The organism is Mesorhizobium sp. WSM4850 (genome assembly GCF_055811735.1).
On the sequence record NZ_JBVVPV010000016.1, the window covers coordinates 113,605 to 126,924 of the forward strand.

Annotated in this window: 11 protein-coding genes and 2 pseudogenes; 3 read left to right on the top strand and 10 right to left on the bottom strand. The window is 62.6% G+C overall.

All coding sequences use genetic code 11. The annotated features are described in order from the left end of the window. Positions 1 to 20: 20 nt before the first annotated feature. From AC0L2Z_RS17530 to AC0L2Z_RS17540, 3 genes are all read right to left on the bottom strand, one after another. Positions 21 to 1,148: a phosphotransferase enzyme family protein gene (locus tag AC0L2Z_RS17530; protein WP_473628877.1), complete on the bottom strand. Its 1,128-nt coding sequence runs from the start codon at positions 1,146 to 1,148 to the stop codon at positions 21 to 23. Positions 1,149 to 1,317: 169 nt separating this feature from the next. Beyond that, positions 1,318 to 1,986, bottom strand: a complete 669-nt coding sequence (locus AC0L2Z_RS17535) for a haloacid dehalogenase type II (protein WP_128245007.1) — start codon at positions 1,984 to 1,986, stop codon at positions 1,318 to 1,320. A gap of 192 nt (positions 1,987 to 2,178) precedes the next feature. Continuing rightward, positions 2,179 to 3,129, bottom strand: a complete 951-nt coding sequence (locus AC0L2Z_RS17540) for a LysR family transcriptional regulator (RefSeq protein ID WP_287241971.1) — start codon at positions 3,127 to 3,129, stop codon at positions 2,179 to 2,181. Between the two features lie 21 nt (positions 3,130 to 3,150). On the opposite strand from AC0L2Z_RS17540, the gene AC0L2Z_RS17545 reads away from it, so the two are divergent. From AC0L2Z_RS17545 to AC0L2Z_RS17555, 3 genes are read left to right on the top strand one after another with little or no spacing between them, the layout of a single operon-like run. Further along, positions 3,151 to 4,302, top strand: a complete 1,152-nt coding sequence (locus AC0L2Z_RS17545; protein WP_287260387.1) for a four-carbon acid sugar kinase family protein — start codon at positions 3,151 to 3,153, stop codon at positions 4,300 to 4,302. A 3-nt stretch (positions 4,303 to 4,305) separates the two neighbouring features. Beyond that, complete coding sequence (gene pdxA / locus AC0L2Z_RS17550) at positions 4,306 to 5,298, top strand: 4-hydroxythreonine-4-phosphate dehydrogenase PdxA (RefSeq protein WP_473628878.1); 993 nt, start codon at positions 4,306 to 4,308, stop codon at positions 5,296 to 5,298. An 18-nt stretch (positions 5,299 to 5,316) separates the two neighbouring features. After that, complete coding sequence (locus AC0L2Z_RS17555) at positions 5,317 to 6,015, top strand: beta/alpha barrel domain-containing protein (RefSeq protein ID WP_128172501.1); 699 nt, start codon at positions 5,317 to 5,319, stop codon at positions 6,013 to 6,015. Positions 6,016 to 6,123: 108 nt separating this feature from the next. Here the strand turns inward: AC0L2Z_RS17555 and AC0L2Z_RS17560 are convergent. The 7 genes and pseudogenes from AC0L2Z_RS17560 to tdh all read right to left on the bottom strand — a co-directional run. Continuing rightward, positions 6,124 to 6,337: pseudogene (locus tag AC0L2Z_RS17560) on the bottom strand (ISAzo13 family transposase); the annotation flags it as partial. 175 nt (positions 6,338 to 6,512) lie between these two features. Further along, the gene (locus tag AC0L2Z_RS17565; RefSeq protein WP_023801893.1) at positions 6,513 to 7,967 is read right to left on the bottom strand and encodes an aldehyde dehydrogenase family protein; all 1,455 of its coding nucleotides are present in this window, start codon (positions 7,965 to 7,967) and stop codon (positions 6,513 to 6,515) included. Next, positions 7,964 to 9,238, bottom strand: a complete 1,275-nt coding sequence (locus AC0L2Z_RS17570) for an NAD(P)/FAD-dependent oxidoreductase (RefSeq protein ID WP_473628879.1) — start codon at positions 9,236 to 9,238, stop codon at positions 7,964 to 7,966. The genes AC0L2Z_RS17565 and AC0L2Z_RS17570 overlap by 4 nt, the downstream gene beginning before the upstream one ends. Before the next feature lie 61 nt (positions 9,239 to 9,299). After that, positions 9,300 to 10,469 (bottom strand): alanine racemase, encoded by a 1,170-nt coding sequence (locus AC0L2Z_RS17575; protein WP_473628880.1) that lies wholly within the window; start codon positions 10,467 to 10,469, stop codon positions 9,300 to 9,302. 19 nt (positions 10,470 to 10,488) lie between these two features. Continuing rightward, on the bottom strand, positions 10,489 to 11,355 hold the full coding sequence (locus AC0L2Z_RS17580; protein ID WP_473628881.1) for a GNAT family N-acetyltransferase: 867 nt from the start codon (positions 11,353 to 11,355) through the stop codon (positions 10,489 to 10,491). A gap of 253 nt (positions 11,356 to 11,608) precedes the next feature. Further along, positions 11,609 to 12,916, bottom strand: a complete 1,308-nt coding sequence (locus AC0L2Z_RS17585; protein ID WP_023801897.1) for an NAD(P)/FAD-dependent oxidoreductase — start codon at positions 12,914 to 12,916, stop codon at positions 11,609 to 11,611. 215 nt (positions 12,917 to 13,131) lie between these two features. Then, a pseudogene (gene tdh / locus AC0L2Z_RS17590) lies at positions 13,132 to 13,320 on the bottom strand (L-threonine 3-dehydrogenase); the annotation flags it as partial.

Consider the following 13,320-nt stretch of genomic DNA (forward strand, 5'->3'; position numbering starts at 1 on the left):
GTCGAGCGAACCGAGATGCGTTACGGCTGAAACGACGACATTGCCGCCAGGACGGCTGCCTCGCCCGATGCGACACCAAGAGGCGCCAGGATGGAAAGTCCGTGCTCGGCACGCGAGACATTCTTTTTGATGTATTGGGCATCGGCCGGAAAAAGGTGGGACCGCCAGTAGTTGACCAGGATCAACGCGCTTTGTCGCGCCCGCATCAGTCCGACGAGCAATTTTGCTTCCAGTGCCGAAAGTGCAATGACAGAGGCATAGCCGGCAACAAGATGCTCGGCTCCACCCAAAGGAAGTGTCGAATCCCCTACGACGTGACTTGCTGCGATCGCCAGGTCCTGGATCCTGGGGCTCCAGCAGCCATCGCCGAAATCGATGAAACCCATCCCCTGGCCTGTTACCATCATGTTGAACGGGCTGGGATCATTATGAGTCACCTGCCACGCCACGTCAGAGATTTGTGGCTCAACGAATTCCGCATACTCCGCCATCGCGACGCGTACGCTATCGGCAACGCTCCCGGATGGCAGGTATTGCTCCAGTTCCATTAACCTCGACCAGCAACCGACATGCCAAAGAACAGGACGGTGAGCCGCAGGCACGCTGACCAGCTCAAGAGCCAGGTCCAGCCGGGCGAGAGCACTGCCGGTTCGAAAAAGCAGGTCTGGAGTTGGCGTCGCCTGGTGCAGCGGAATGCCCTCGATCCGGGTCTGCAAGTACCCGCATGTCCCCTCTTGCTCAAACATCAATGCGCCGCTGGTCGTGCGGAGCACTTCGGGTGCAACGAAGCCGGTAGCCCCTTGCAATCCGGCCATGGCGGCGGTTTGAAAACGAAAGCTGTCGACCGCCTCCGCTGTTGCCGACGTCTTCAGGATCAACCGGCGGCCGTCCGGCAGGTTGACGTCAACGGTGCGCTCGATCTCGGAGGACAATGTCACGGTCGATCCCGTCAATCCGTAGTGGCGCTTCAGCAGTGCCGCCGACATGTCTGGTTCGGAGGCGCCCGGCCGCATCGCCATTGCAGCGGCAGCGCGAAAATAGGCTTCGGTTGAAGCTGCCGCGTAAGGCAGATGGTCGCATCCTGCCGTCATAGAGCCCTTGAGCTGACCAGCTTCTTCATCGGGGACCAGATCACCATAAGCACCCAATTCGAAAGATCCTCGCCTGTTGAGACGGTTGTTCTTTATGCTTCGACAGATGGAGCGCTCCAGCGATGACGCCCCGCAGGTCTATTTCTCGCGGTATTTCAGACGGCGCCGCTGGCCGCCCTCGCAAAATGGGCGCAGTGCTCTGCGGGTCTCCGGCCTATCCTCGCCCTCAGAGTCCGAAAACGCCCGGTAGCTGCGTCACGTCACGGATTTCCGTATACTCGTAGTAGGGGTTGGCCGGCTCATGGCCGCGATTGACCCAGACCTTGCTCTTGATCCCCAGATCATAGGCGGACATCAGGTCGTGGCGGAAAGACGAGGACACATGCGTGATATCCTCCGGGCCGCAGCCCAGCATGTCGAACATGTATTCGAACGCCTTGAAGTGCGGCTTGTAGGCACCCGCCTCTTCAGCGGTCAAGACGGCATGAAAGGGCGCACCGAGCTTTGCCACGTTCGACGGAATCTGGGCCACCATGGAGTTCGTCAGGGTGACCAACGGAATTTCCTTGGCCAGCTTGGCCAATCCCTCGGGAACGTCCGGATGCGGCCCCCAAGTCGGGATGCGGTTGTAGATCGTTTCGGCGTCTTCGGCACGGAATGCGACGCTGTTGCGGCGGCAGGTGCGTTCCAGTGCGTTGTGAACGACATCTGCATAAGGCTTCCAGTCCTGCAGCACCTCGTCGAGGCGGTAGCCCTGGAAGTTTCTGATGAATTCGTCCATGCGCGGCCCATCCAGAAGATGACCGAACAGGTCCCTGGCGGCTTCCGCCATTTGGAAATTGATGAGCGTGCCGTGGCAATCAAACGTCACGTATTTCGGCCGGAAGCGATCCATGTCCTTGGTTCCTGTCAATCTGCCCTATCAGCCGAGCATAATCGCAGGCGTCCGGCAGAATGTGCGGCAATGCATGGTCATTCAGCACAAGGCCCTCCGGTCGACAGCCAAACCAGCACGCCCTTTCGCAGCGCTGTCTCTTTCGCCCCGCCTGAGCCGATACGGGCGCAAAGGCGACCTTATTTTCTTAGTTTAGCTGTTCTCAAGCACCTGCCGCTTGAACGATGTCTCGGACTCTGCGGTCAGCCAATCGCGCAATGCGGAGAGGCCGGTTGAAACAATGATCGACTTCGGATGGATCAGGCCGTAGTCCGTCCCGTCGCGATCAAAGCCGAGTGGTGCTTCCAATCGCCCATTCGCGACGTCATCCGTTGCAATCGCCTGGGGGGCAAGAGCAACGCCAAGACCACCCAGGGCCGCTTCTGTCATCAGGAAATGATGATCCAGCAATCGGGTCGTTCGAGGACGCGGCGCATCCATGTGCACGTCGAGCCACGCTTCCCAGGCATCCGGTCGCGTCCGTGATCCGAGCGCCACATAGTCGCCACTCTCGAACCGCTTGCGCAGGGATGGCAGCATGACCGGACCGACGCGCTCGGGCATCAGCCTGATGATGGTCCATTCCGGGTCCACCGGAAAATCGAGACGGCGGATCGCAAGCGTCACCCGGTCACGCGCGAAGTCGAGCCCTCCGCCGCCGGTCGACAGATGCACCTCGACATCCGGGTATCGATCCTGAAACCCAGACAGGCGCGGGATCAGCCAGCGCATCGCCAGCGAGCGCTCGCAGGACAAGATGATCGGAATGGGCGTCGAGCTGGATCTGATCTCTGCCAAGGCATCAGTGATTAAATGGAACGCCTTGCCGGTCGCCTCCGCCAGCTTCGCACCATCGGAGGTCAGACGCACCCCGCGCCCGTCCGCTTCGAGCAAGCGCAAGCCAAGATCGGCGGAGAGTTTGGAGACGCGACGGCTGACTGCACCATGCGTCAGAGCGAGTTCGGCCGCCGCAGCACGCACAGACCCCAGACGCGCCACTGTTTGGAAGGCACGCAGATCGTCGAGTGAAGGTAGGTCAGATCGTTTCATTGGTGATTTCATATCACCATAAATCGTCAGATCATATCGATATTCGGTTCTCACCGTTCTGCTATTCTCACCAACATGAAGCAGACCACATCTCTCCTCGTCGGGATAGTCGCCGACGATCTGACCAGTGCTACCGACGGCGCGGCGGCCTTTCTCGCGAGAGGCTATGCACCTGTGATCAAGCGACAGGTCGACGGCGCGGAGAATGGAGCTATCACTTCTATCGATACCAACAGCCGCGCCTCCGACATCTGGCAGGCGACAAGGGCTATCGCCGACGCCGTGTCGGCCCTCTCGCATGCCCGCCTTCTGTTCAAAACGATCGATTCGACCCTGCGCGGCCATATCCGCGTGGAAGTCGCCGCCGCCTTTCGCGCCAGCGGCCGGAGCAGGCTTGTCATCGCTCCAGCCTTTCCCGAAGCGGGGCGGCTCACCGTCGGCGGGATCCAGACGGTGAACGGCATTCCCGTGAGTCAGAGCGTCTACGGCCGTGACCCAGTCCATCCCGCAGGCACATCGCACATTGCCGATCTGGTCGACCCGTCCCTGGGGATACCGATCATTCTCGCAGCAAACAGTTCCGGCGATGCGGCGACGAAAGGGTCCATTCTGATCCTCGACGCCGACAGCCAGAACATACTGAACCGGCAGGTCGCCGACATTCCTGATCCCGAGACTGTCCTTTGGGTGGGCTCCCCTGGTCTCGCCATCGCGCTGGCATCGCTGGTCCCTGCCGTGCCGGACGAACGCCCGGTAACGGGCAAAGCCGCCGGGCAGGTGGTGATCGTCGCAGGAAGCACCAATCCGGTGACGCGCGTCCAATGCGAGACCTTGCGTGTACGAGGCGTTCCCGTCGTCAGCGACCTGGCCGACGCACCCGGCGACGCCCGTGTGATTTGTCTTCGGGCACCGCTGCAACGGCAGGAGAATGCCAGCGCCGTGATGACGAACCTCGCCGGACAAGCAGCCGCAGCGGTCGCCCGGCGCGACTATGACGCGGTGATCGCCACCGGCGGCGAGACGATGGCCGCGATCCTCGACCGCCTCGGCATCAACGGGTTCCTTCTCACCCGCGAGTTGGAGCCCGGCTTTCCGGTTGGCCGCGCCGAACGGGCGGATGGAGAGCCGCTCACCATCGCCATGAAGGCGGGAGGCTTCGGCTCACCCTCTGCACTCCTTGATGCCGCCCGCGACCTGCTGGCAAACCGCTTTCACGAAAGGCTCTGATCGATGACCGCCCATGACGCTCCTCTCGCCGTGACCATGGGTGATCCCTCCGGCATCGGCCCCGAGATCATCGCAAAAATGTATCTCCGTCGACCGGACAAGCGACACTGGATCGTCGTCGGTGATCCGCTGGTGATGACCCACGCCCTTTGCGCACTCAATTCTGATGTGCGGATCCGGCCGATCGCCTCCGTCGATGAGACCGTGCTCGATGACGGAACCCTCAACGTGCTTTGCTCCTCGCAGCTTTCCGCCCTGCCATCGGTCAGGCAGGTTTCGGCCGTCAGTGGACGCGCGGCGTTCGACGCCATCGTTGTCGCGATCGGACTGGCGCGGGACGGTTGGGTGGGCGGCATCGTAACGGCGCCGATTCACAAGGAGGCCCTCGCAGCAGCCGGTTTGCACTATCCCGGCCACACCGAAATCCTGGCCGATCATGGCGGGGCTCCCAAGGTCGCCATGATGCTGGCGAACGAGGACATTCGCACGGTCCTCGTCACCATCCATTGTTCGCTGTCCGAGGCGATCCGCAAAGGCGATTTCGCGGCGCAGATGGATGCCATCCGGTTGGCCGACGCCGGTGCGAAGGCGCTCGGCATCTCCCATCCGCGCGTCGCCGTCGCCGGCCTCAATCCGCATGCCGGCGAAGGCGGTCTCTTCGGAGACGAGGAAATCCGCATCATCCGGCCGGCGATCGAGGCGGCCCGTGCCGAAGGTATCGACGCCTCCGGCCCATGGCCAGGCGACACCGTGTTCATGCAGGCCCGCAAGGGCCGGTTCGACATCGTGGTCGCCCAGTATCACGACCAGGGTCTCATCCCGGTCAAATATATGGGCCTCGACCATGGCGTGAACGTCACGCTGGGCCTGCCATTCGTGCGCACCAGCCCCGATCACGGCACCGCCTTCGACATCGCGGGGTCCGGCGTTGCCGACCCCTCCAGCCTGGAGACCGCCTTCGACTACGCCCTTAGGCTGAAGGCCTCCCTCCCCTAACCAGAAAGCCGTCATCCCATGACCCAATTCGACTTCATCTTCATGCTGACACGCAACGACCGCACGGTGACCGACGCCGCCGTCCACGCCGAAACGGCGCTCGGAGCCGGAATCCGCCACATCGGATTCAAGGACATCGGCCTGCCGCTCGACGCGCTTGCCGCCCTCGCCCGCCAGATCCGCGAGGGCGGAGCCAACACTTATCTCGAAGTTGTATCGCTCGACCGCGACAGCGAGATCCGCTCGGTCAAGGCGGCGATCGACCTCGGCGTCGACTTTCTTCTCGGTGGCACCCATGCCGAAGACGTGCTGCCGCTGCTGGAAGGGACGCCCATCCGCTACTATCCGTTTCCGGGTCGCATCGTCGGGCACCCGAGCATTTTGGAAGGATCTCAGGCCGAGATCGTCAACAGCGCCGTCGCGCTCGCCAGCCATCACGGTGTCGCCGGTCTCGACCTTCTCGCCTACCGTTCGGCAGGCAATGTGCCGTCTCTGATCGACGCTGTGTGCCGGGCCGTGCCCAAGCCCGTTATCGTCGCGGGATCGGTGGACCGGCCGGATCAGATCAACTCCATTCGCAACAGTGGCGCAGCGGGATTTACCGTCGGCACCTCCGCGCTGGACGGCCGGTTCCCGGCGGAGGGTCCCGCACTGGAATTCCAGCTGCGGGCGATCTCGGCGTGCCTCGAAGGACATCAAGAGAGCGTGGGAGGTTAGTCCTGGTCAAAATAATCACAAATTGAACCCAGCACGGCGGAGCTTCGAGCAATCTAGGAAGCTCCAGACCAGAGTTCTCTGCCACTCCATTCGATCGCATAGACAAACGCCCTGTCGACGCACCTGCCCGCGCGCCGTCGCAACATCGAGGTCTTTGATGCCACGCCCGATCGTCGAACGGGCCAGACCGGTGATCTCAGACACCACCGCAAGCCCACAACCCGCAGCACGAGCCTCACTCGCAGCGAATACCCGGCGGCCACGCTCGTCCGCTCCGAGCGGTCCGCCTCCACCGCTGCTCGATTCCGCGTCGGTCGATCATGCCCGATCGGTAACCCACAAAGCGACCGAATAGAATCGCAACCTGATGAGTCAAACCGACGCAGACGTCACCAAATCCGATTCAGTCATCAATCGACATGTTCTAACTGATTAGCGATCCGCTCAGCCTACAGGCGTAGACGGCAGCTGCGCCCTCTGCGCCAGGCGAATGTCGCCTAGAAATAGCCGAGGATGGATTTGACCTCGAGGTACTCCAACATGCCTTCGATGCCATATTCGCGTCCGTTTCCGGACTGCTTGAAACCGCCAAACGGGGCGTGCGGGTCCCAGGCGGGGTAGTTGAGATGAACCTGACCGGCGCGGATCCGCGAGGCGACGTCCCGGACGGCGCCCATATCCGTGCCCTGCACATGGGCCCCCAGGCCGTAGACCGTATCGTTGGCGATAGTGACGGCCTCCTCGACTGTGTCGTAGGGGATGATGCACAGAACTGGCCCAAAAACCTCTTCCTGGGCAATGCGCATGCCTGTGCGCACGTCGGAAAAGATGGTCGGCTTGACATAGAACCCGACGCTCAGATCGTCCGCGCGACCCGACCCGCCGGTGAGGAGCCTGGCGCCCTCTGAAATGCCGACGCCGATCATGATTTGGATGCGGTCGAACTGGGAACGGTTGGCGATTGCACCGTGAGTGGTGGTTTCCGAAAGCGGATCGCCGACGATGATCTGGGCTGCGGCCCTCCTGGCGATTGCCTCGATCTCGGACAGCCGCTCGCGCGGCACGATCATGCGCGTCGGCGCGCTGCATGACTGGCCGAGATTGCGGAAGGCGGCGGCTACGCCCCGTGAAACGGCACGGTCGAGATCGGCGTCGGGCAAAATCACGTTCGGCGACTTGCCGCCGAGCTCCTGTCCGACGCGCTTGACCGTCGGCGCGGCGGCCTGGGCCACCGCGATGCCGGCACGGGTGGAGCCGGTGATGGAGATCATGTCGACATCCGTGTGGGAGGCGAGACCCATGCCCACGCCTGGGCCGTCACCATTGACGAGGTTGAAGACACCGGCAGGGAAGCCGGCTTCCTCAATCGCCTCGGCGAACAGCAGGGCGTCCAAAGGAGAGAGTTCGCTTGGCTTCAGCACGACCGTGCAGCCTGCGGCGAGCGCCGGCGCAACCTTGGCGGTGATCTGGTAGAGCGGCCAGTTCCAGGGCGTGATCAGGGCGCAGACACCGATCGGTTCGTGGGTGACGGCGGTGTGGCCGCGCTGCACGACGAAGGGGAAGGTTTTCAGGACATCGCGAGCGACTTGCACATGGGCAATCGCGAGCGGCACCTGCGCGGTGCGCGCATATCCGATCGCCGCGCCCATTTCGAGGCTCAAGCATTGCGCAAGCAGTTCATTGCGCGCTTCGAGCAGCGCCTGCAGGCGATCAAGCAGACCCGCGCGGTATTCCGGCCTGGTACGGCTCCAGGTGGCGAACGCCCGGCGGGCCGCTGCAACGGCCGCGTCCACATCCCAGCTGTTTCCGAGCGGAAACCGGGCCACGATCTCTTCGGTGGCGGGATTCACCACGACGTTCTGGGCGGTGCCTCTCGGCTCGACCCATTGACCGTCGATGAAGAACTTGTCGAGGCGGCCGTTGCGGGACAGGTGTTCGAGGGGCGAAATCATGTGACAAGGTCCTTCATGCGGTAATAGGCACCGAGGATCGGCAGGAACCAGGGACGCCCAAAGTATCCAGGGATCGCCGGCCAGTCGAAATCCTTCCAGGGGTTCAGGTCTGGACGCCCGTCCATGACATCGGCCATGATGCTGCCCATCAGCGTCGACATATGGGTGCCGTGGCCGCTATAGCCCATGGAGTAGTAGATTCCGTTGCGCTCCCCGGCGCGCGGCAGGCGGTCGCGGGTCATGTCGACCATGCCGCCCCAGCAGTAATCGATGCGGATGTCGGCCAGTTCCGGATAGACCTCGACCATCGCCGCTTTCAGGATCCGGCCGCTCTTCTCGTCGGACTGCGGGTTGGATACTGCAAACCGGGCCCGCCCGCCGAACAGCATGCGATTGTCCGGCGTCAGCCGCCAGTAGACGACGAGATTGCGCGTGTCGACGACATTGCGTCGGGTCGGCATGAGGCGCTCGAGTTGCGAAGGCGACAGCGGTTCCGTCACGACCAGGAAGGCGCCGACCGGCACGATGCGGCGGCGGATCCATCCGAGCGGACCGACCTGGGAAATGCCGCTCGCCAGCAGGACCTGACGCGCGACGATCTTGCCTCGCGGGGTCTCGACCTCATGCCCGTCGGCGACCTTGCGCAGAGCCATGACGGGGGCGTTTTCATAGACCTCTGCGCCCCGCCGTGCGGCGGCGGTCGCCAGGCCCCGGACGAAACGGCCGACATGCATGCTGGCGCTCTTGGGAAACAGCAGCCCGCCATGGTAGCGGCTGGTGCCGACTTCAGTTCGCAGGTCGGCGCGCGCGATCATCCTCGTCCCGGGATCGACATTTGCCGCCAAGAGTTCCTGGCTGCGCGCCAGCACGTCGTAGTGCTCAGGCTTGGCGGCAAGCTTGAGCTTGCCGACCCGGGAGAAGCTGCAGTCGATCTTTTCTTCCTGCACCAACCGCTCGACCATATCGACGCCGGCGTCGAAAGCCTTGTAGAGGGCGTTTGCGGCCGGCTTGCCGTGCTTGCCGGCCATGATTGCATAGCTCTGGGCAAAACCGTTGTTGCACATCCCGCCATTGCGGCCGGAAGCGGCGTTGCCGATCGTTTCGGCCTCCAACAGTGCAACCCGGGCGCCCTTTTTGGCGAGGGCAAGCGCCGCGGAGGATCCGGTCAGGCCGCCGCCCACAACCGCCACATCGTAGTGGCCTTCGAGCGGTTTGGACGCGCCCTCATTGAACGGCTGAGAGGTATCCAGCCAATAAGATGTAAACTTCATGATTGCACCACCAGTGCGTCAGTTTGCACGGGCGCCATGCAAAGCGTTGCGATTGCAGCCCCTACCATCCGCGGATCCGCTCCCAACGGGCTTCGATCCGGGGACTGTCCCCGTTGACGACGCTGTAGAAGTGGTGCTGGGCGGCCATCGCGCAGGCATGGTTGGGCAGAATCCGGACCCGAGCCCCGAGCGGCAAATCGGGCATGGACTTTCCAGAACCGGCACGAATGGCGAGGATACCGTGTTCCTGGCTGGCCTGCGCCACGATCACATCTTCAAGCACCCGCCCCTTTTCATCGCAGACGACACCGTAACCCTGGTCGACCTGCTGGTTTGCGGTTCCGCGGTCGCGCGAAAGCGCCATCCAGCCCGCGTCGACCAGCACCCATCCTTTTTCCGGCTTGGACCCGATCACCGTGGCCAACACGGAAATCGCGATATCGTCGAGACGGCAGACCCCTACCCCGTGCTGGACGAGATCGAAGAACATGTAGACCCCGGCGCGCAGCTCCGTGACGCCTTCGAGGTTCTCGGCGAAGTGCGCCGTCGGCGTCGAGCCGAGGCTGACGATCGGGCAGGCATGGCCGTGGGCGCGCAAAGTTTCGGCGGCGCGCACGGTGGCCGAACGCTCGTCCTCGGCTGCCTTGACCAGCGCATCGGGCGTGTTCAAGCCATAGGACTCGCCGGCATGGGCGAGGACGCCGACCAGGTTGGCGCCAGCTGCGACGATCCTGTCGGCCACATCGAGCAGCTTGGGATCGTCCGGCTTCAATCCGCCGCGATGGTCGTCGCAGTCCAGTTCGATGAAGACGGACGGCGTCACGCCGGTGGCTTCGCGTACACCGGCTAGGGCGTCGGCCTGCTCCACGGAATCGAGCAACAGCTTCACATCAGCGCCGGTGCGGCGACAAAGCTCCATGGCGCGGACGGCCGACGCCGGCGACATGCCGACTGCATAGGTGATGTCTCGAAAGCCGTGGCCGGCGAAATACTCCGCCTCGGCGATGGTCGAGACCGTGATCGGGCCCGGTTCGCCGGGGAACACATGTCGGGCGACGTCGATGCTTTTGGCCGTCTTCATATGCGGGCGCAGCACCACGCCAAGCTTTCCGGCATGCTCGGCCAGACGCTGGATGTTGCGCTCGAGCCGGCCCCGGTCCAGAAGCAGCGACGGGGTGATGAGGGCGTCGATCGTTTGGACCGCCTCACGGATATCTACATTCGTATCCATCGCTACCCTACCTCATTCCTTAACCGAACGACTGATTTGCCAAGGCATACATGCTGGCCGTCCCGTCTGAGACGGGCCGTCGCCCCTTGACCATCGCGATCACATCACCGACACGCGCGAGGCCCAGGCTCTCCAGCCAGTCGCCCAATCCGTGTTCGGCATAGACGTCGATGCGCACGAATTGGCCGTGAAGCGTCGCAAGCTGGGCCAGGATCAGAAGCCGCGCGTCTTGGGCGCTTTCTGCTGCAACAGGGCCGACGACATAGCCGTGGCCGAACCGCCTGGCGATGGCGTAGCCTGTAATCCGCCCCGCGCGTTCGATGACCGAAACATTGCCCGCATCAGCGAGGCCAGCCACCATCGACGGCCGGGGCATGCCTGTGGCCCGTTCGTCGAAGGCCTGGATTGCCGCGAGGTCAGAGACCGTCGCCTGACGGATGTCGTCGCGCGCACTCTGCGTCACGGCAACGGTCAGCGGGCCCTGGTGCTGAACCACCGTACCCCAGGCAGTGAACCCGCGTCGCTTGTAGAGTGCGAGCCCCTCTTCCGTCGAATTGAGCAGCACGCTGCGCCCGTCCGTGGCCTGAAGCAACCCGTCAAAAAGCCGGGAGCCGTTGCCGCCGCCTTGCGCGGAGCCGGTGACTATGATCATCCCGGCAGTGGCATAGGCCTGTCCGTAATTCCAGGACATGGCAGTGCCGATCACCTGTCCCGCCCGCTCGAGGACCAGGCCATTGCCGACCTTCACGGCAAATTCCCAGTCCTCCTGGCGATAAGGCCAGCCCATCTCCTGCGACAGCTTCAGCGCGCCCGGCACATGGCGGGTCTCGAATTTCATCAGCTCGGTCGGGGCGCTGACGGTATCTCTGTCATGCTCAACGGTCATGAGTGCAACGCTGTCGCTCGATCCAAAGTCAGATTGAAGTCGGACCTTAGCGTCGCTTCCGGCGGACAGATTTGGCTGCTGTTTTGCCCTTTCAATTCAGCGGGATCATTCGTTTTGAGCCGTCCGTCGGCATGCCATATGGCGCAAATCGGGCGAGGAATGCGGCAAGACCACTCGGGCGTCGCTCAGGCGAGGTGCAATGCAGACCTCGGCGGCATCTTTCGGTCGCAGCCTGCCACTCGCCTGACCAACCTCAATGCAATTTGAGACGCGGACGGACAACCCGGTTGACATGGCCGACCAGGATAAGAGCCAGGCCCTTGATCCAGCCATGTATGGCCACCAGGTGCATGCGGTACAAAGACACGTAGATCATCCTGGCCAGCCGCCCTTCGATCGCCATCCGCCCTCCGACGAGATTTCCCATCAAGCTGCCGACGGTGGAAAACCGGCTCAACGACACGAGCGAGCCCTTGTCCCGATAGACAAATGCTTCCGGCGTTTCCCCGGCAATCAAGTGAAGAATGTTGCGATAAGCGGTCGATGCCATCTGGTGGGCGGCCTGAGCGCGTGGCGGCACCGGGCCGCCCGCGCCTTCCGGCTTGAAAAAGCAGCAATCGCCGATAGCGAAGATGCGCTCGTCCCGGCTCGTTTGGAGGGTGGGAAGGACGACAAGTTGCCTGCTGCGCGCCACCTCAAGTTCGTCGAGCTCTCCCAGAATATTTGCCCCCTGCACGCCTGCAGCCCAGACGCAAATATTGGCGTGTATCTGCTCCCCAGTAGCACACCTCAGTCCCTGTTCCGTTGCTTCGGATACAGCCGTGTTTGCGAGCACCCGGACGCCGAGGGCCTCAAGTTCCTGATGCGCGGCCTTTGCTAAAGCTTCTGGGAGAGCCGGAAGAATCCGCGGCCCGGCCTCTATCAAAGTGACCCTCAGCCGGGTCTCGTCGAAGACTTCCAGGCCATAATGTCTGAGAGATGATGCAGCATTGTAGAGTTCAGCAGCGAGTTCGACGCCTGTCGCGCCGCCACCTACGATAGCTATATCAACAAAGGCGTCGTCGGTTGAATCAGCTGACATTGTCCTGGAAACTCGAAGACAATGATTCAACAACTTCAATCGAAAGCGATCCGCTTGGTGACGGTCTTCGAGGAAAAGGCAATGATCCTTGACTCCGGGAGTGCCGAAGTCGTTTGAAACCGACCCGATTGCGATAACGAGGTAGTCGTATCGGAGCCGATGTCGACCGACCAGTTCCGACCCGTCATCGTCGAATATCGGCGCCACTGTGACCTGCCGCGCGGTGCGATCGATGGCCTCCAGCGACCCGTAGAAGAAGCGGTAGCCCCAACGGTGCCCGTGGCCGCGGTAGCCCACTTCGTCAAGATTTGCGTCGAGTGATCCGGCCGCAACCTCATGGAGCAGCGGCTTCCAGACATGGGTGTGGTTCCGCTCGACAAGAATGATATCGAAATCCTTGCGGCCGAGACGTGCTCCGAGCCGGCGCACGAGTCCAAGACCTCCAGCCCCACCGCCAACGACGACAATTTGGGTCTTCATTCGTGCTTGCCCGGTCCGTAGCGGAATGCTTCTCGACATGACCAACCGCCTGTCAGCGGCTGGCGCGCCAGATGGCAATCAAGTCCTGGATTCGATAGCCCTGAATGATAAAGAAGCGTCATCATCGCCCTCGCGAAATCCGAAAATCGCCCTGCCCCTGGGCGTTCATGTCCACAGATGACGAGCCTGGAGTCTAGCCCCAAGCGCCGCCGCCTTCACCAGTCCATCACCACCTTGCCGGAATTGCCGCTCTTCATCGCATCGAACCCGGTCTGGAAGTCGTCCACGCCGATGCGGTGGGTGATCAGCCCACTGACATCGAGCGGCCCCTGCACCAGCGCGATCATCTTGTACCAGGTCTCGAACATTTCGCGGCCATAGATGCCCTTGAGATGCAGCATCTT

What these genes read in the sequence shown, in the direction of transcription:
- AC0L2Z_RS17535 (WP_128245007.1), bottom strand. Translation starts at nt 1,986, where the DNA reads ATGGATCGCTTCCGGCCGAAATACGTGACGTTTGATTGCCACGGCACG.
- AC0L2Z_RS17545 (WP_287260387.1), top strand. Translation starts at nt 3,151, where the DNA reads ATGAAGCAGACCACATCTCTCCTCGTCGGGATAGTCGCCGACGATCTG.
- pdxA (WP_473628878.1), top strand. Translation starts at nt 4,306, where the DNA reads ATGACCGCCCATGACGCTCCTCTCGCCGTGACCATGGGTGATCCCTCC.
- AC0L2Z_RS17555 (WP_128172501.1), top strand. Translation starts at nt 5,317, where the DNA reads ATGACCCAATTCGACTTCATCTTCATGCTGACACGCAACGACCGCACG.
- AC0L2Z_RS17565 (WP_023801893.1), bottom strand. Translation starts at nt 7,967, where the DNA reads ATGATTTCGCCCCTCGAACACCTGTCCCGCAACGGCCGCCTCGACAAG.
- AC0L2Z_RS17570 (WP_473628879.1), bottom strand. Translation starts at nt 9,238, where the DNA reads ATGAAGTTTACATCTTATTGGCTGGATACCTCTCAGCCGTTCAATGAG.
- AC0L2Z_RS17575 (WP_473628880.1), bottom strand. Translation starts at nt 10,469, where the DNA reads ATGGATACGAATGTAGATATCCGTGAGGCGGTCCAAACGATCGACGCC.
- AC0L2Z_RS17580 (WP_473628881.1), bottom strand. Translation starts at nt 11,355, where the DNA reads ATGACCGTTGAGCATGACAGAGATACCGTCAGCGCCCCGACCGAGCTG.
- AC0L2Z_RS17585 (WP_023801897.1), bottom strand. Translation starts at nt 12,916, where the DNA reads ATGAAGACCCAAATTGTCGTCGTTGGCGGTGGGGCTGGAGGTCTTGGA.